The organism is Belnapia moabensis DSM 16746, from assembly GCF_000745835.1.
GTDB lineage: Bacteria > Pseudomonadota > Alphaproteobacteria > Acetobacterales > Acetobacteraceae > Belnapia > Belnapia moabensis.
Genome location: NZ_JQKB01000088.1, coordinates 1 through 16,199, shown reverse-complemented (window position 1 = coordinate 16,199; position 16,199 = coordinate 1). Strand labels below are relative to the sequence as shown.

The window sequence follows — 16,199 nt, the reverse complement described above, 5'->3', positions numbered from 1 at the left end:
GGGCTCTGCTGGTCAAGGGCGGCACGTACAAGGCTCCGGCTGTGGCGGCGTAAGTCCGCCACGGCCGGCAGCCACCGAGGCGTAGGGCGAGCGCAAGGAGGTCATGGCGCAACAGTCGGTGAGACGGGGTCGGGAGAACCAGGTAGAGCCAACGTACCTCGAGTACGCCGGTCTGATGTGGACCCGATCCGCGAACTCCCATGCAGGCCGGCGGTCCATGGCCGCAAAAGAGGCCGGACAGATGGCAGCATCCGACTACGCGTCACGGCAATCCTGAAGTTTTCCCTTGCCCTGAAGGGGGCGTCCACAGATGGCTCATGGATGGCCTCTTGCTTCGACGTCGTCACGGCGACGGTGAGCGGGAGGCTGAAGCATGCCAGTGAGCTTGAAAATCGCGCTCTACTTCGCTTTAGTTGTGCCACGATGGAACAAATGAGTCTCGATAGCCTCACCGGGATCGTGGCCTTCACGCGATCGGCCTCACTCGGCAGCTATACGGCTGCGGCACGGGTCCTGGGCGTCTCACCTTCGGCGGTTAGCAAAAGCGTCCAGCGTCTCGAGCAGCGCCTTGGTCTTCGCCTGTTCACCCGGACTACGCGCTCGCTCTCCCTGACACCGGAGGGACGCGACCTCCACGAACGAGCGCTGCGACTGCTGCGGGAAGCCGAGGAGATCGAGCAGGCTGCAGTCGCGGCACGCTCAGAGCCGGCAGGCCTCCTCAAAGTCGCGGCGCCCCTGCCGATTGGCGTGCATCTACTCGCCCCGGCGCTTCCCAGATTTCAGCGTCGCTACCCGAAGCTATTGGTCGACTTGCGCCTTAGCGATCGCATGGTGGACCTCATCGAAGAAGGCATCGATGTCGCAATCCGGGTCGGAAATCTTGCCGACTCACGCCTGATTTCACGCCAACTCGCGCCACACCGTGTCTGCGCCTTTGCCTCACCGGCCTACCTTGAACGTCGGGGCATGCCGAAGCACCCGGATGATCTCATCCACCATGACTGCGTGAACTTCCGCTACCAGAGTTCAGGCCAGGCGCTGCGCTGGCCCTTCCGCATCGGCGAGCGTGTCGTCGAGATCACGCCGGAGCCGTGGATGATTCTCGATGCGAGTGATGGTGTGGCCGCAACGCTGGCGGCTGGCGGCGGCGTCGGCATTTCGCCGACCTATTTGGCCGCATCTCACGTGGAGCGCGGTGCACTCGTGCCGATCCTACGGGAGTTCGCTGTCGAGCGGTCGGTGATGACGGCACTGTGGCCGGAAAGCCGACGCGGCAGCCCTAACGTCAAGGCGTTCCTCGCCTTTCTCGACGGGATTTTTCCATCACCCGCCCCTTGGGACACGCTGATCTTTGGCTAAGCTTGACCCCTGCCCAGCAATCCCGAAACGCGCACAAATACCGGGTATCGGGTCAGGGGACACGCGGCGCCCCGTTTTGGTCGAACAAAATTGTAGCCGTGAGGCGTACGGGAGCCGGCTGCGACTGGTAGGTGCTCATTTGCGTCGGGCCCCGCTTACCACAAGATGGCTGGGCTTGCCTTTTTCCCGGGTATGATCGCGGTCAGATGCCGGGCCAGCACTTGGTCAACCGCAGACGACCTTGTATTCGCGGCAGCGGCGCTCTACATAACGCGCAGACGCTAACGCACGCACCGACCGAGACAGGCGATGCTCAGGACAGCTTTTGAACGCTGTTGCTGAACCAGACTGTCTCTTTCAGGCACCGACAGAACGCGTCCTTCCCTCTCCATACCGCTCCCTCTCCGAGGGCTCGCTGGCGTTGTAAGGACCACATCGGTGCCGCCCGAACTGCTCACTGCATGTCTGCTCATTGCCCTACGCTGGATTGGTCGCGCACTCGGCCGATACGTCCGCGTTTCGGGCAACTTCCGTGTCGTCGTGGCGCCGACAGCCAGCAGGCCAAGGATCGCCTTTGAAGTCGGCGACCCTACACCGCCGAAGCTCAGCGCCAAGCCCCGGAAGCGGCGCTAGGGCGGCACATCCCCGCATAGCGGGGAACACCCTTCGTCGAAGGGCATAGTTCTGCTGCGTATCCGGCCGGACCGTCAACGCACGAATGACGGAAATTACGCGCCCCGGTCGCCCCCAAGGGCAGCCGCACCATCTCGTAGTCCTCCGGGTCGATCTCGCCCTCTGCGGCGGTACGGTGGAGGACCGTCTCGATCTCGACGCCCTGCGCCTGCGCCCGCACCTTGAACTGGACGCATAGGCCGGTCAGGCGGTCCAGCTCGCGGTCAAAGGTGTCCTTGTCCGGGTAGGTGCGCACGGCTCCTCACTTGCGTCCTTGTCTTCGCGGGGCGGGCTCCAGCCGGGGCGGCGGCGGCGGTGCCACCTTCGGCTTGAGCGCCCCCACCAGCCGCAGCGTGGTGCCTTCGGTGACGACCTGGACCGGCCCAGCGGGCACCAGGGGCACGACTGGCGCCCTGGGCTTGGCCGCAGGGGGCGGAGTAGCGGCCGTCTTTGCCGGCTTCCCCGCTGCCTTTTCGCCCGCCTTGCGGGCCGCCTTCTCCGCGGCACGGGCCTCCCTCACGGCGATGGCGGCTCGGAATTCCTCTGCGGCGCGAGCGGCCTTTTCCTCCTGACGGGCCTTCCGCATCTCGATCGCAACCCGCTTCGCGTCTTCGGCATCGCGGGAATAGGGCAGGCAGGTGGATGGCATCCCCCTGTGGCTGAGCCGAAGGCATACCTCAATGCCAGTCCGTTGATGTACCACGCGCCAGATTGGCGGTGTTCCGTCTGGGGTCACCGCTGTCGCAGCCTTGCGGAGTTGGCTGAACTCGCCGAACTCCAGCACGATGCCGTAGAGCCGGTAGAGTTGGCGGCAGAATGCCCAGGTGTCTTTGACGACATGCCACCCATCAAGGGGATGAAGTACCTGCCCGCTTCCGGCGATCTCGGGCGACGGGCCCTTCTTCGCCTTGAGCGCGCGAAGCTCTGCGGCGATGCGGCTTTCCTCTGCCTCCACCGCCCGCATGTTCGCCCGGTCCAGCTCGATGAGCGCTTCCTCTGATAGATCCGGGTGCTCCAGCCGCAGGGCGGCCCGGCGAGCATCGCGACGGGCGATCCTGTCGCGGCGCATCTTGGACTTCGCAATCCTGGACGCCTCCCCTTCCGCCGGGGGGCTGGGCAGTACGTTGGTATCCATCGGGCACTCCTCCGTTACGAGCATACCACCTCCAACGCTGCGGTCACTTGCGCCCCTTGCTTCTCGGCTTAGGGCCTTCGGCACGGATCATGTCCTCCAAGGTGAGCTGCTTTGGCCCCGAAGCAACATAGCGTTCCAACATCATCCGCATGACCTGGCTGAACGTGTGGTGCTCCATCCGGCCAAGGGCGCGGGCGTTCCGAGCCAAGCTCGCGGGCATCCGAACCGAGACGGTGATCTCCGGGTCGCCATCCTCATCCCCGGCCATGGACGCCTCCAGGGGTCGGTAGAACAGCGTAGGACTGCGTATTACGGGGTAGGACGCCTTCCCTCGGTAAGACGCCGTAGGACTGTGTATTACAAGGTAAGACGGGCCTCCGCCTTCTCCGACTCTGCGAGCCAGCACTCCGTTCGGAGCTGAGTCGGCTTGGCGGATTGCCTCGTTCCTCCTGAGCAATGCGCGGTTCGAGCTGCTGGAGCGTTTCCCGTGCTGCCGGCGGCAGGGTGCGGCGCAGGAAGGCCCTCCAACCCTCACCAGGATGGCGCTGGAGCGGGTAGCGCCGCTCGGCCCATAGAAGGATGCCAATGAGGGCATCGGCCGCCTCTGCGGTTTTCTGAGCGCGGTCCATGGCTCAGCCTCCCGCCCAGGCAGGGCGCTGGTAGTCAGCCGGGAGCTGGCCGAATTTCTTCCGCAGATTGGCCTCGAAACCCGCGAGCAGGTGCCGGGTACGGGACAGAGCGAGGAGATCCCCCGGCCTTGGCGCCGGGAAGGTGGCGGTGAAGGTAGGGAGAGGCCTGGCCTCCAGAGCAGCTTGAGCCTCCCTGGCTCTTTGAGCCTCATAGGCTTGGCGGGCTTCCCAAGCCTTTTGCGCCTCCTGCACCTCGCCCTGCCGCAGGTCATACGCCCGGCGAGCTTTCCATAGGTGCTCGGGTGGGGGTGCGACCATGCGCTGGACCGGCGCCGGGGGCGTCTTCGGGGCCGGGGCGGCCCAATCGGCAAGGCTGGCCTGCTGCTCCTCGACCGAGTGCGCCCGTGCCGGGGCGTTGCGGTCGGCTGCTGCTGCTGCGCCAATTACAGACTCCGGACTCACAAAGGGGGTGAGTCCTAGCGCATCTTGATATCGTCGCAGTCTGCTTTTGATAGTTTCCCCGGCCGCAATGCGCGTCTTGATTGCGTCGGCCAGCATCTTCAGCCGCAGGATGGCGGAGTTGACCATCTTGTTGACGAGACGGGTGAACTCCTCCGAGTTGGGCCGGGGCACCAGGGGGAAGACGTAGATGTTGGTGCCGCGCCGCTTTCCCTTGGCGATCTCCCCCGCCCGCCCGCCTGGGTTGCGGTTGTAGACCCGGTAGAGTCCCACCCAATCCATGCGGATGTTGAGCCGGTTGACGGTGGCCGGGCTCGAGCCCAGGCGCTCGGCGAGCCCGACAATGGAGAGCATGCAGGGGCGATGCTGCATCCCCCAGGTAGCCGCCTCCTCGACAAAGCGCCGATAGAGGTCCCGGCTGGTGCCGGTGAGCGGTCCTTCCCGCAGGCCCATGGCCTGGAGGTAGGGCTTCATCCGACGGTCGATCGCCTCGCAAAGCTCGACCAGAGCATCCCGACGCTCGGGCGTGAGGTGGCTATTGTCCGGCCAGCAATCGTCGCTCTCGCGGCGAAGGCGCGGCATCTTCGGTCGATAGTTAAGAAGGGTGAAAAGCGACTTCACGGTCCCTCCCTAGGGGAACCGGAACGATCCAGACGCACCTGTACCGTTCACGCAAAATCTAGCTTGCGCGTTGGGTAGGCCTCCGCCATGATCGAATTCTCACATAAGATCTGACGGTTTGTGGCTGGGTGATCGGTGTTCCGGTTACTCAGCCCTTTCCCTCTATGGGTTTGTGACGATAGGCGGCGGATACAGCTCTGCCCGGCCTGCCAGGGACTCCCAGAAGCCGGACGGTCACCCACCCTGCATCGTGCGAAAGCCGCTCGCAACTAAGAATCGCATGCTATGGCATGCCGTTCCGCTGCCGCTCCGTTGCGATCTTTAATCGTCTAGTCAACTGAAATCGCAGCGGATTTGACCAAAAAAATCCGTTTGAGTTCGGATATTTTTGTCGTTCCGCTGCGTGGATTGGTTGACCAATCGGCGAAAGCCGTTGCTAGAACTCAGCCAAAATCGACCAGAAATTTCTGGTTCGAACCCCCTGCTGGGGGTTTCGTCATTCGGTCATGGCCTCGGCCGGGCGGCTCTCCTCCGCCAGCCGGGGCAGGCCGCGCGACTGAAAGAGCATGTTCAACGCTTCGTTGACCAAGGCCATGGTGGTCGTCCGCTCCCGGATGGAGAGCGCCCGCAGTTGCTCCCAGGACATCTCCGGCGTGTAGCAGGTAACGGCTTTCTTCCCGATCCGATTCGGATACTTCTCTTTTGGGGCGGCGGGAGGAGCCGGAGCCGCGGGGGCCGGGGGCGGGCTCGGCTCCGCCGGAGGCGGGCGGAACCGGGTGCCCATCGGGGCCGGCAAAGGCTTGCGAGTACCACTCATGCGGTCAAACCCTCAGACATGACGACCTCTTTGAGGCTTTGAGGTCAAACTGTTTCACCCTCAATCTGCTTCACCGACATTCCCAGCCGGCCGCAGATCCACTCCCATAGCTCGACGACTTCCCCGGCAGCCTTGCCCCTCGGCTCCCATTCCACCACTCCCTTGGCCTCGTTGAAGGCATTGGGCCATGCCTGCCGCCGGAAGACCCGCACCGGGCAGAGGGGCAGCCCTGCTCCCGTGAGGGCGGCTGCGGCTTCATCCCCGCTGGGGTGCCCGGATGGGACGGCGGAGAGAACAACGGCGGCTGGGGTGGTCCCTGCTGTCTCGATCGAGGCGCTGACGGCATCCAGGTCGATCAAGTCGGGCCGGGTGGGGACCAGCACCAGATCAGACGCCTTGGCGGCTCTGGCGCCGGTCTGGTCGGCGGTCGGGGGCGTGTCGAGGATAACGAGCTGCACGCCCTGGCTGCGCGCATTGTCCAGCAGTAGGGCCCTTTGCCTTGGACGCGGCAGCGGGAAGCGCGGTCGCACCCTTCCACCACGCAGGGAGGTCGTTCGGTCATAATGGTTCTCTCAAATGGCAGCAGTTAGCAATGAAATAGGCGGAACATCGCGGCCTCGGTGGGATCGGCGAACTCGATCACCGCATGAACCGTCACCCGCACCATGGTGTAGAGCTGGGCATGTGAGCGGCCGTTCGCGTCGGCCCATGTCGGATACCCATCCAGCACCTCGCTCAGTCGCAGCGAGGGCCGCACGACCGAGCGGCAACTGGCCTGCACCCAATTCCAAATCTCCCGGCGGAAGCGCGGGCGATAGGCATGAGCACGCGCCTCCACGGCGGGGAACTCCGGCCCCCTGATCCACAGCATGCGCCGGGCGTTGCCATAGGCTTGGCCGATGCGGACGGTCCGAGGCCAGTTCAGCAGGTTATCCCCGGCCTCGATCTCGTAGCCGGCCTTGGGCAGCACCCGCTCCACCGCGAGATTGGCCGCGCGATTTGCGGTCCATGCCGTGTGCTCCCGCACACGCTGGAGCAGGTGCTCGACCGCCTCATTCATGGTTGGGGTCGCGCTCATGCGGCCACCTCGAGCAGGCGGTCAATCTCCTCCTGGGTGATCCGCACCGCAGCCCAATCCTCGAGCCACTGCGGATCGCGGGCCAGCAGCCAGCGCTCAGCCTGTTCGCGCTGCGCCCCGGCGTGCATGACGTTGTGGAGCAGGCGTGCGCGGGTGCAGTGGTCCAGGCTCAGCAGCCGGTCGGCTACGGCCAGCAGGCCCGCCGTGGCGGCCTTGAGGGCCAGGTCCGCGCGCAGGAATTGGATGCGCATTTCCTGGATCATGTCCGGGCCACCTTGTAGCGATCCAACTGCTGCTGGGCTTCTTCGACCTCGGCCGAAGCGCGCAGGATGTCGCGGCTGAGCTGCCGCAGCATCCGGTCCGGCATCGCGTGCAGAACTTCGTCGTCATGGCTGAGGGCGACGGCCGCCAGGTAGAGGCCGCGCTTGGCGTGGGCGAGCCGCGCCAGCAGGAGGTCATGCAGGCGCATTGCAGCCCTCCTCCCCGTCCTCATCCTCGTCTTCTTCATCGCAGTAGAGGTTGGCCGGCTGGAGATCATCCTCGCCGTAGACCGCCCCGTGGCCTGGGACGACGCAGACGACCTCGACCTCGACGATCGGGCACCGCTCCATCCGCGCATGGGAAACGCGGGCGATCAGGGCAGCCACCACCGGGCTGGGGGCGTTGACCTGAACGATGTGCTGCTCGCAGCTATCGGTCCACAGCACGGCCGTGAAGGGGCGGTTCATGCCTGCCACACCTCCGGGTTAGCCTTGAGCACCTTGAGATCGCCGGCACTCTCGATGATGTAGAGCGGGCGGAAGTCCTCGGGCTCGAGATCCGCCTCATAGGCCGCCTTGTAGAGCGCCACGTCGCCGGCAATGTCGGGGTTGGGCGCACGGGTGCGATAGACGCCGAGGCTGTTGTCACGGCCCAGGATGAAGACGATGTAGGTAAGCGAAGCCGCAGGATCGAGGCCGGTCGTATCGTGGGCGAGCAAGCGCTCGGCCACCGCACTGGCGAAGGTGGGCATTGGTAATTCCGATCTGAAATGGGTGGTGCCGGCCTGAAATGGCCGGATAGGCGATTAGTGCAGGGTGGGGATCGGCCCGCTGACGCGGAAAGTGCCATCCGGCAGGGCATCCTCCGTCAGCGCCTCGAGAAACAGCTCACGGGTCTCGGGATCGCGCAGGCCTTCGCGGATCAGCGCAATGGCGTTGGGCCGCGGGTCGAGGCCAATGGCATCGACGGTGCGCTGCAACGTCTCATGCATGCGAGTGCGGGCCCAATCGGCAAAGGGCGTTGCGATGCCCTGCGCATGAACATCCGCGATGATAGTGTCGAGGAAGCTGTCGGCGACATGCAGGAATTCGGCACGCAGCGCGTCGGGCTGGAGCGCACGGTCGGCATCGCCGAGCAGCTTGGTGGTCTCAGTCATGTGCAAGTCCTGTTGTACTGAAAAGGGGTGGCTGGTCGGTCTAATGCGTCCGACCACATCAGCGTATCGCGCGTAATTGAGGAAGAAAAGATCAATGTTAGATTGACTTCTCAGTCACCAATCAAGGCCGTAACGGCGGTTGGGCCTTGCGCCTCCCCGCATGTCGTGATTCGATTCCAGCAGCGGCTCGGCGTCAGCGGGCCGCCGTGGCGCTTGGGTCGAATGTGCTGATGGGGCCGGACGCGGCCTGTGCTGCCCACGTAGCAGCCGCATGGTGCAGGAGACTTGGAACGATATGGCTCTGGCTTGGCGTAGTTACGGCTGCCGGCGAAAGGCCATATACGGGGCTCACGGCCTGGGTGGTGCGGTCCTTTCCGCGGGGGGCTGCGACGGGCGGGAGCGCGGCCGAGCTAGACTGGCGCGCTCCCACTGCATCACTCTGGAGGATGCAATGCCGCTGCCTGAGGACCCCAAGATGCGCCAGGGCAGCTTTGGCAGCTATTGGGTGGCCGTGCATGGCTCCGTCGATAAGCCAAGCCTGCTCAAGGACAGTGTTGCCGCCTACCCGGAATACGTTTGGCAATACCTATGGCGACGCTTCGGAATGGGCTTCCAGCGCTATGACCTGGAGGAGCAGGGCTTCCGGGTGGTGCGGGTCGCCCCGGAGATGCGGCGCCTGCACAGCGACAATCAGGATGGTTGGCGCATTGCCTCACCTATTTTGCTCCTGAGCCGGGGCCGTTGCCTCACCTGAGACGCTCCCGAGTGGCGTTGAGCTGCGAGGGCGGAGATGAGGCGGGTGAGCATGGCAACACGGAACGAGTTGGTGGCCGCCGTTGCGGAACGGTATGCCCGGTCGAGCCGACCGGAACGCGGCCGGATCCTTGACGAGTTCGTGGCGGTGACGGGACATCACCGCAAGCACGCGATGCGGCTGCTGCGGGGCAGCGGGGCCGGACCACCAGCACGGCGAGGCCGGCGGGACCGCGTCTATGACGCGGCCATGCGCGAGGCGCTGATCGTACTGTGGGAGGCTTCTGACCGGGTCTGCGGCAAGCGGCTACGGCCGTTGTTGCCGGTGTTGGTCGAGGTGATGGAGCGGCACGGCCACCTGCAGTTGGCACCGGAGGTGCGGGTCGGGGTGCTGGCGATGAGCGCGGCGACGATCGACCGGCAGCTGCGGGAGGTGAGGACGGCGGACGGCGGGACGCCGCGGCGCCGCACGCCGCCCTCGGCGGCCTTGCGGCGGAGCGTGCCGGTGCGGACCTTCTCCGACTGGGGCGACCCGGCGCCCGGCTTCTTTGAAGCCGACCTGGTCTGGCACAGCGGGCCGACGGCGCGGGGGAGCTACGTGCAGACGCTGGTGCTGACCGACATCGCGTCGGGTTGGACGGAATGCGCGCCGCTGCTGGTACGCCAGCAGGTGCTGGTGACCGAGGTGCTGAATGAGGTGCGGCGCGTGCTGCCCTTTCCGCTGCTGGGTTTCGACACGGACAACGACACGGCTTTCCTGAATGAGACCGTCCGCGACTACTGCGCGGCGGCTGGGGTGGCGTTCACGCGTTGCCGGCCATACCGCAAGAACGACCAGGCCCATGTCGAGCAGAAGAATGGCGCGGTGGTGCGGCGGATCGTCGGCTACCGGCGGTTCGAAGGTTTGGAGGCGGCAGCGGCGCTGGCCGATCTGTACCGGTCGGTGCGGCTGTTCGTGAACTTCTTCCAGCCCTCGTTCAAGCTGGCCGAGAAGTCGCGCGACGGCGCGGTAGTGCGGAAGCGGTACCACGCCCCGGCCACGCCCTATCAGCGACTGCTGGAGGACCCGCGGGTCACGGAGGAGATCAAGGCACACCTGCGTAGAATGGCCTCCAGCTTGGATCCGGTGCGGCTGCTGCGCGACATCCGGACCGCGCAGCAGCGGCTGGTGGAGATAGCCGACCGCACCGGCACGGGCGAGCAGGCGGCACCGACACAGCCGACGCTCGAGGAGTTCCTGAAAGGCCTGCGGACGGCCTGGCGGGAGGGTGAGGTGCGCCCAACGGCGCAGCCAAAGCCCAAGGCGAAGAGGGAACGACGGCGACCGGATCCCCTGGTTCAGGTGACGGCACAGCTGCATGACTGGTTCTGTGCCTCGCCTTGGCTGACGGCCCGGGAGTTGCTGGCGCGCTTGCAGGCCGAGCTGCCGGACAGCTACCCGGAGGCGTTACTGCGGACCTTGCAGCGGCGGCTGAAGCAGTGGCGGGGAGATGCGGCCCGGCAGCTGGTGTTCGGAGCCGGATCTGAGGCCAGGGCTAGGAGCGATGGTGAGGCAACAGGAGCGCCGGTCGCAGCAACGGGTGTAGCGGATGAGGCAACGGGCATGGCAGGGTGAGGCAGCAGTGACGCCTCGGGAGCAAGCTCGTGAGGCAACGGGCTCCGGCTCGGGAGCACCCTCCGATGAGGCAACACGACCAACCATCCTGATTGTCGCGCCGCGACAATCAGACCGCTTGCCAGCGACAATCACCAGCAGCCATCATCCCAACGCCGTGCCGCCATCGCGTCATCCTGATTGACGCGCGCCTCCATCCAGATCGTCGCGCTACACACCGCAGTGGTAATCCGCCACCCGGAGGCCGCGGTCATCGTGCCGCCACGCGCGAATGCGGTGCCAAGCGGCGCAGCCGCGCCGACGCAGCGTGATGCGCATCTACGATGTATGGACGAGCGCGGCCGCGCGGGCTGGCAGCGGACCTCAGGCTATGGCTGGCGTGCTCTGGCGGAGTCCGACATCGAGCGATGGAAGCGGGTTGTTGGTGACGGTCTACGCTTCCAAACTGACGGGCGTCAGGCGACCAAGGTGGCGATCGCCACCGAAGTGCTGAACCGAATGCTGGAACTCGGACGCCCAGAGTATGTCCGCATCGCATGATGCGGAACACGGGTAGGGTTCGATACGCCCACTCGTCGACCCATGCACCAAAGCGGTTCCGCTGCTATCGCCAGGCCGGAGCGCCGGCTGCGGGCGCCGGGCCGCCACGACGCGACCGCAACTTCTACCCCGGGACGGCGCTCTCACGCCGCGTTGCAATTGAGGGAGCTTGGGATGTCGGTCATCCTGATCATCGTGGTGCTGCTCCTGCTGTTCAGTGGCGGCGGCTTCTACGGCTACCGATCTGGCTACTACGGCGGCCGCGGCTTCGGCGGCATCCTCGGCCTGCTTGTGCTGCTGCTAGTCCTCTACCTAATCTTCGGGGGCGGGTACCGCGGCGTGTAGTCGCAGTGGGTGACCGTCCGCCTTTATGCCAGACGTGAGCAGCAAGGCCGTGAGCTAGAACTCCTAACCCCGGCCGCTTGCTCCAGCCTGGTGCGACCCATGCTTCGGCAGGGGGGGCCAATGGCGATCCGGCGCGGTCGCGCCTCGGCCGTCTTGGGCAGGGTCAGCGTCAGCGCCCCGTCCTCAAGCTGTGCGACAATGCGCTCCTGATCCATCCGGTCGGAAAGCGCGAACGAGCGCGCGTAGCGCCCAAGATTGTACTCTGTGTAGACTGTCTCCATGCCGCCGCATTTGGAGAAGTTGATTCTGCTCTCGACCCGCAGCATGCCCTCCTCCAACTCGATGTTCACGTCCTTGCGGCTCACGCCTCCCTGCCCTGGCGACGGCAGAGATCGCTTGAGAGCACGGAAAGGTGCTTCTGTTGCATGCTGTAAATTGCAGGCGCGGATCACAACCTTAAGCAAACAGGGGTTTGGACCACCCAGATTGGCTGCTGCAGGGGGCCTGCGCTGAGCTCCCGTCCGTGCGGCCGAACAATAGTGGAACTACACCTCCGAGAAAGCCGAAACTCGCTGATGAAACCGCTGATCGCGAAGCCGAGGAGCGGAGCGAGAATGAAGGAATGCTGGAGCATCAGGCCAAGACCCACTGGGTTGTGGATCGCGGTATGAGGATGAGCCCGCGCCTACTGGAATGTTAGTCCGAGCGTGGCGGAAGGTTCGGCGTTGCCGTGTTGTCTTGTGCCGTGCTGGCCACTGTCAGCTCAGCATGTGGTGCATTGCGCTGGATCTGGCACAGAGGTGCCGCGGCAACACTTCGCTGCCGAGCGAAGGGAGTGTCGTCGGTGCTTGCTCCGGGTCACGACCGAAGCAAGCACCGACAGACGCCACGAGGGCGTGGCTGGCTCGTTAACTTGGTCGCGGTGGGGTGCACAGTCGGCGGACCACATCAGGGTCCGATAGCGGACCCCACGGCGTAACGTGGCTAGGTGGAGAGCAGCCAAGGAGGGCCCCGCTAGCGGTTGCCCGCGTAGATCGGGTGAGTGCGGACCCATCACAGCTAAAGATTAAGGAGATCGCAATGCAACCGAAGCCATCGCACGCAACGCCCACCCGCTTCATCGGCTATGTGTCCGGGCACCGCTTTGGCCTGACTCTGGTAGCCTGCGCGCTGGTGCTCGTTGTTATGCTGTTAGTCGTCTACGACAGTGTGGGCTTCACACCAATCTGGGCGAGCCAGAAGATTGCCGGTGCAGCGTAGACAGTGCTCTGACAGTAGTCAGTCTGACGGTGGCCCTGAAACCGGCGCTGCCGAGCCTCGCTGCGCGGCATAATGGCCGATTGCTTGTTTGCCAAATGGCCAGTGCACCATATTTGGCGGCAGTGCGGGACCTCGGTGGCCGCATCCGTCTGAGGTCCAAGCCGGGAGTTGCCAGCCTACCTTCTCCCTGTCCCTCGATGAGATGTACGCATCGGCGGGCGGCTTCGGGTTCAGTGCTCGGATTCCAACCTTTCCGGGCGGTGTGCTTGACGACGTTGATCCCTTCGTCACTTGGCCTCAGAGCACGGGCTTAGTGATTTGGCAGGGGTTAAGCAACGCACCGGTACCGCGCTCAACGCCCTCGGCCTTGCCTGGGTACGGTAGGCGGATACGGACATGGAACATGGTTTTTTCGGCAGAGAACATGGGGGTACGCATGGTAGGCACGGACGTACATGCATTGGGGCATTCAGACCTGAATGGCTTTCTGTTTGCGCCAGTGGGCGAAGAGTCGGGCGGCATGACTCTTACCGTCCTTTCAACCCTGGCACGGCTAGAAATTGACCCGTGGCGAGAAGCCGGCCGCTTGGCGACTTTGCCGACTGCGGTTGCGGTAGACGATTTGGCGCGGGTGATTGCGACGACGCCCGCCAGTCATTGGTCGTTGCCGGACGCGGCCATCATCGCTGAACGTCTGGTTGCTCTACTACCCTCGCGCGACGGCGAATCCGTCACTTCGACACCATCCGTGCCGGACGAGCGCAGAAGATCCATGGGCTGGTCCATTGCCATGCTCCTAGCAGCGGCCGTTCTAGCAGCGACCTTCATCTGACAGAGGCGCTCTACAACACCGACAGAGTTGCAGGCGCTTCACCGGTCGAGCTCATGCTATTGTTCGGTGATCGTCATCCCGCATCGCATGCTGATCCTGCCGGACGAGGCGACGCAGCGCCGCTCCAGCATTCAGGCGGGAGAAGCACGACCATCGCCTTCTTCGAGCAGCCGCAACAGAGCGTCCGGTAGTGGTTCGGCCATGAAGGCACTAAACGACTCCTGCAAGCTGCACAGGAGCCAAGTGTCAAACGGATCGTCCTTAGACCAGCCGCCCGCTAACGTCTGCTCAGTCGAGGCAGGGGCTAGGATCGCATCGCCATTCCAATCAAAAACCATGACGATGTGCTTTCAAGGACCTTCCCTGACACAACGCGTGAAAAGGCGGCGAGTATGTTCGAAATCAAACGGCAGTCGGACGTAGTTCGGCCCTCTTAGCCGCAGCCCGTGATTGCCGCCATGCCGTGCTTAGCATGCTGACATTTCGTAGAAGGCGGTAGGTGATGCAGATTTATCGAGTGGTGATACTAGTGCTTCCAATTCAGGAAAAATGGAGGCGGCGAGACGATACGCTCGCGGCGGTACTTCCTTTGGTGTCGAACGGCTGGAGGTTAGACGGCAAGCAGATCATAGATTGGGTCAAGTTGGATACGGTTCTATGACGCCGGTCCAGTTACGCATGGGGCGTGCCGCTCTGGAATTCACCCCGGCGGAGTTGGCCGACGAAGCCAAGGTGCCGTCGACAGAGATCGTTCGATACGAACGAGGAGGAGGGATCGCGTCCGAAGCTCATGTTGCAGCGCTGCGGCAGGTGCTGGAGGCAGCGGGGGTAGTGTTCAACAGTGTCGATGGCGCACGGCTAGCGACGAAGACGGGCAAGTGATCCTACGTGCGCCAGATGTAGTGGAAAGCCAGGTGAACTGCGATATCTGCATTATTGGGCCACCTTAGCCGGTCGAAGCTCGCTCACACCAAGTGGCCGGTTGTGTTGCGAAGTTTGCGGCGCATTGCGAATAGGCGTGGCAGGCTTCGGATTAGGCGGCTACCTGGAACAACCCGGCGACAAAGGTGGCTTGGGTCCGCATGTCGCGTCCGCCGATATCCCGAACCTGTCCTTTCCTGATCACCGCCATCGCTTCGTGGCCTGCCAGCGTCCGTCGCGCTGTGCGGAAGCTACCGAAGCCAAGCCCCGGTCTGACCAGGCGTTTCACACGCCGGTGGTCTTGTTCCACCATGTTATTCGAAAACTTACATTGTCGTAGCCTAGCGAAGCACCACAACTCGTCGTCTGCTTTGATCTCCGCCGTGGCGCACGGGTAGGCCGGGTTCCTGTCCGCCGGATATTGCCAAGTTGTTCGGCTGATGGATGCGTTTAATCCGTGGCACGACACCCATCGTGCTTACGCGGCCATCTGGACGTAGGTCTCCTGCCGCCAGATCCGAAAGGCCTTGGCACGGGCATCGCGGTACTCAGCAACCGTCATCAAGTGCCGCCGCGGACGGAAATGGCCATAGATCATCGCGTGGGATGAAAGGAAGCGCTGCGCCTGCTTCGGTGACTTGAACCGCTGCATCTGCCGCTCTCGGCGCCGCGTCGGCCGGTGCGAGTTTTCGGCCCGGTTGTTCAGGTAGCGACTGGTCCGGTGCTTCACCTGGGGCAAGATGTCACGGTGCGCAACGCCGTAGCTGCGCAGGCCGTCGGTGACGAGGCGCTTCGGCTTGTACTTCAGCCCAGCCAGCAGGCGCTTGAGGAAAAGGTTAGCTGCCGGGGCGTTCCTGCGGTCCTGAACCAGGATATCGAGGACGACGCCGTGCTGATCGACGGCGCGCCACAGGTAGTGCGGCTTCCCGTTGATCTTCAGGAACACCTCATCGAGGTGCCAGGGGTCACCCGGCTTGGGCCGGCGGCGGCGAAGCTTGCGGGCGAAATCGGCTCCGAACTTGAGGCACCACTGTCGTATGCTCTCGCGGGTGACCGTGATGCCGCGCTCGGCCACGAGCAGTTCGACGTCTCGGGAGCTCAGGCTGAAGGCATGGTAGAGTCAGACCGCGTGACTGATGACCTCGGTCGGGAAGCGATATCCTCAATAGGTGGCGGGCTCGGATGTCATCCCACCAGCATGACCCAGTCACTTCGTTTCGGCTAGAGACCGCAAAGTTGGCAGTGCCGACAAAGGCCAGCTGGGCCTCCGTTTCCGCCGCGCCTAAGGGCGCTGCGCCGTGCCGAGGTGATGGCCTCCGACGAAACCGACGTGCGGATCGAAGGTTGCTCCGGCTTCCATTGGGTGTTCCGCTGCCAGGAGGCCGTGGTGCACCAGGCCGCACCGACGCGCGCCGCCTCGGTCGTGCGCGACATGATGGACGGGCACCGCCCCGCGGTCTGATGGTGTGGACGCCCCCCGACGGCATCAATGTGCCAAGGTGAAGGTGTCAAGCTATCACCAGGGGAGGCGTCCATGGGGCAGGCTAACACAATCGGGCTGGATATAGCGAAGCGGGTATTTCAAGCACACGGGGCGGATGCGACCGGGCGGGTGGTGTTCCGCAAGCGCCTGATGCGGGCCAAGGTGCTCGAGTTCTTCGCGGCGCAGCCATCCTGTCTGGTCGCCCTGGAAGCTTGTGGCGGGGCGCATTATTGGGCGCGCGCGCTTGGCAAGCTGGGCCACAC

22 protein-coding genes and 3 pseudogenes are annotated in these 16,199 nt (G+C 64.4%); 10 read left to right on the top strand and 15 right to left on the bottom strand.

Annotated features, from left to right (window positions below):
* Positions 1 to 432 precede the first annotated feature (432 nt).
* Complete coding sequence (locus EP26_RS25880) at positions 433 to 1,359, top strand: LysR family transcriptional regulator (RefSeq protein WP_245624523.1); 927 nt, start codon at positions 433 to 435, stop codon at positions 1,357 to 1,359.
* Between the two features lie 604 nt (positions 1,360 to 1,963).
* Here the strand turns inward: EP26_RS25880 and EP26_RS25875 are convergent.
* The 12 genes from EP26_RS25875 to EP26_RS25825 all read right to left on the bottom strand — a co-directional run bounded on the left by EP26_RS25875 (position 1,964) and on the right by EP26_RS25825 (position 8,187).
* A complete protein-coding gene (locus tag EP26_RS25875) occupies positions 1,964 to 2,287 on the bottom strand; it encodes a hypothetical protein (protein WP_043343083.1) in 324 nt (107 codons plus the stop codon).
* 6 nt (positions 2,288 to 2,293) lie between these two features.
* A complete protein-coding gene (locus tag EP26_RS25870) occupies positions 2,294 to 3,166 on the bottom strand; it encodes a hypothetical protein (protein WP_043343080.1) in 873 nt (290 codons plus the stop codon).
* 43 nt (positions 3,167 to 3,209) lie between these two features.
* Complete coding sequence (locus tag EP26_RS25865; protein ID WP_043343078.1) at positions 3,210 to 3,434, bottom strand: hypothetical protein; 225 nt, start codon at positions 3,432 to 3,434, stop codon at positions 3,210 to 3,212.
* A 364-nt stretch (positions 3,435 to 3,798) separates the two neighbouring features.
* Positions 3,799 to 4,875 carry a hypothetical protein gene (locus EP26_RS25860; protein WP_157033787.1) on the bottom strand — a complete coding sequence of 359 codons (1,077 nt, stop codon included), beginning with the start codon at positions 4,873 to 4,875 and terminating at the stop codon, positions 3,799 to 3,801.
* A gap of 496 nt (positions 4,876 to 5,371) precedes the next feature.
* A complete protein-coding gene (locus tag EP26_RS38520) occupies positions 5,372 to 5,659 on the bottom strand; it encodes a ribbon-helix-helix domain-containing protein (protein ID WP_342669131.1) in 288 nt (95 codons plus the stop codon).
* 77 nt (positions 5,660 to 5,736) lie between these two features.
* Positions 5,737 to 6,150: a ParA family protein gene (locus EP26_RS25855; RefSeq protein WP_052389690.1), complete on the bottom strand. Its 414-nt coding sequence runs from the start codon at positions 6,148 to 6,150 to the stop codon at positions 5,737 to 5,739.
* 128 nt (positions 6,151 to 6,278) lie between these two features.
* The gene (locus tag EP26_RS25850) at positions 6,279 to 6,770 is read right to left on the bottom strand and encodes a hypothetical protein (protein WP_043343075.1); all 492 of its coding nucleotides are present in this window, start codon (positions 6,768 to 6,770) and stop codon (positions 6,279 to 6,281) included.
* A complete protein-coding gene (locus tag EP26_RS25845) occupies positions 6,767 to 7,033 on the bottom strand; it encodes a hypothetical protein (RefSeq protein WP_043343073.1) in 267 nt (88 codons plus the stop codon). Before EP26_RS25845 ends, EP26_RS25850 begins: the two co-directional genes overlap by 4 nt.
* Positions 7,030 to 7,239, bottom strand: a complete 210-nt coding sequence (locus EP26_RS25840) for a hypothetical protein (protein WP_043343072.1) — start codon at positions 7,237 to 7,239, stop codon at positions 7,030 to 7,032. Before EP26_RS25840 ends, EP26_RS25845 begins: the two co-directional genes overlap by 4 nt.
* Entirely contained in the window at positions 7,226 to 7,498 is a 273-nt protein-coding gene (locus tag EP26_RS25835; protein WP_043343069.1) for a hypothetical protein, read from the bottom strand. Before EP26_RS25835 ends, EP26_RS25840 begins: the two co-directional genes overlap by 14 nt.
* Positions 7,495 to 7,782 carry a hypothetical protein gene (locus EP26_RS25830; protein WP_043343067.1) on the bottom strand — a complete coding sequence of 96 codons (288 nt, stop codon included), beginning with the start codon at positions 7,780 to 7,782 and terminating at the stop codon, positions 7,495 to 7,497. Before EP26_RS25830 ends, EP26_RS25835 begins: the two co-directional genes overlap by 4 nt.
* Positions 7,783 to 7,836: 54 nt before the next feature.
* A complete protein-coding gene (locus EP26_RS25825) occupies positions 7,837 to 8,187 on the bottom strand; it encodes a hypothetical protein (RefSeq protein ID WP_043343064.1) in 351 nt (116 codons plus the stop codon).
* 451 nt (positions 8,188 to 8,638) lie between these two features.
* Here EP26_RS25825 and EP26_RS25820 point away from each other — a divergent pair, with 451 nt between their 5' ends.
* From EP26_RS25820 to EP26_RS35415, 4 genes are all read left to right on the top strand, one after another.
* Complete coding sequence (locus EP26_RS25820; RefSeq protein WP_043343061.1) at positions 8,639 to 8,941, top strand: hypothetical protein; 303 nt, start codon at positions 8,639 to 8,641, stop codon at positions 8,939 to 8,941.
* 36 nt (positions 8,942 to 8,977) lie between these two features.
* Positions 8,978 to 10,555 (top strand): ISNCY family transposase, encoded by a 1,578-nt coding sequence (locus EP26_RS25815; RefSeq protein ID WP_245624522.1) that lies wholly within the window; start codon positions 8,978 to 8,980, stop codon positions 10,553 to 10,555.
* 180 nt (positions 10,556 to 10,735) lie between these two features.
* Positions 10,736 to 11,095, top strand: coding sequence for a hypothetical protein (locus tag EP26_RS35420; protein WP_157033785.1), 360 nt, complete (start codon positions 10,736 to 10,738; stop codon positions 11,093 to 11,095).
* 174 nt (positions 11,096 to 11,269) lie between these two features.
* A complete protein-coding gene (locus EP26_RS35415) occupies positions 11,270 to 11,440 on the top strand; it encodes a DUF3309 domain-containing protein (protein WP_157033784.1) in 171 nt (56 codons plus the stop codon).
* Between the two features lie 23 nt (positions 11,441 to 11,463).
* On the opposite strand, the gene EP26_RS25805 is transcribed toward EP26_RS35415, so the two are convergent.
* The gene (locus EP26_RS25805; protein ID WP_052389688.1) at positions 11,464 to 11,805 is read right to left on the bottom strand and encodes an Hsp20/alpha crystallin family protein; all 342 of its coding nucleotides are present in this window, start codon (positions 11,803 to 11,805) and stop codon (positions 11,464 to 11,466) included.
* A gap of 715 nt (positions 11,806 to 12,520) precedes the next feature.
* Between EP26_RS25805 and EP26_RS25800 the strand changes: the two genes are divergently transcribed.
* From EP26_RS25800 to EP26_RS25795, 3 genes are all read left to right on the top strand, one after another.
* Positions 12,521 to 12,700 carry a hypothetical protein gene (locus tag EP26_RS25800; RefSeq protein WP_043343059.1) on the top strand — a complete coding sequence of 60 codons (180 nt, stop codon included), beginning with the start codon at positions 12,521 to 12,523 and terminating at the stop codon, positions 12,698 to 12,700.
* Positions 12,701 to 13,103: 403 nt separating this feature from the next.
* Positions 13,104 to 13,532, top strand: coding sequence for a hypothetical protein (locus EP26_RS35410; protein ID WP_157033783.1), 429 nt, complete (start codon positions 13,104 to 13,106; stop codon positions 13,530 to 13,532).
* A 657-nt stretch (positions 13,533 to 14,189) separates the two neighbouring features.
* Positions 14,190 to 14,414, top strand: a complete 225-nt coding sequence (locus tag EP26_RS25795; protein WP_052389687.1) for a helix-turn-helix domain-containing protein — start codon at positions 14,190 to 14,192, stop codon at positions 14,412 to 14,414.
* A gap of 151 nt (positions 14,415 to 14,565) precedes the next feature.
* Here the strand turns inward: EP26_RS25795 and EP26_RS38710 are convergent, their stop codons facing one another.
* Positions 14,566 to 14,922, bottom strand: a complete 357-nt coding sequence (locus tag EP26_RS38710; protein ID WP_084112989.1) for a DDE-type integrase/transposase/recombinase — start codon at positions 14,920 to 14,922, stop codon at positions 14,566 to 14,568.
* A 9-nt stretch (positions 14,923 to 14,931) separates the two neighbouring features.
* Positions 14,932 to 15,591: pseudogene (locus EP26_RS25785) on the bottom strand (IS6 family transposase).
* A gap of 150 nt (positions 15,592 to 15,741) precedes the next feature.
* On the opposite strand from EP26_RS25785, the pseudogene EP26_RS35405 reads away from it, so the two are divergent.
* Positions 15,742 to 15,912, top strand: a pseudogene (locus tag EP26_RS35405) (IS66 family transposase); the annotation flags it as partial.
* Between the two features lie 75 nt (positions 15,913 to 15,987).
* A pseudogene (locus EP26_RS33720) lies at positions 15,988 to 16,199 on the top strand (IS110 family transposase); the annotation flags it as partial.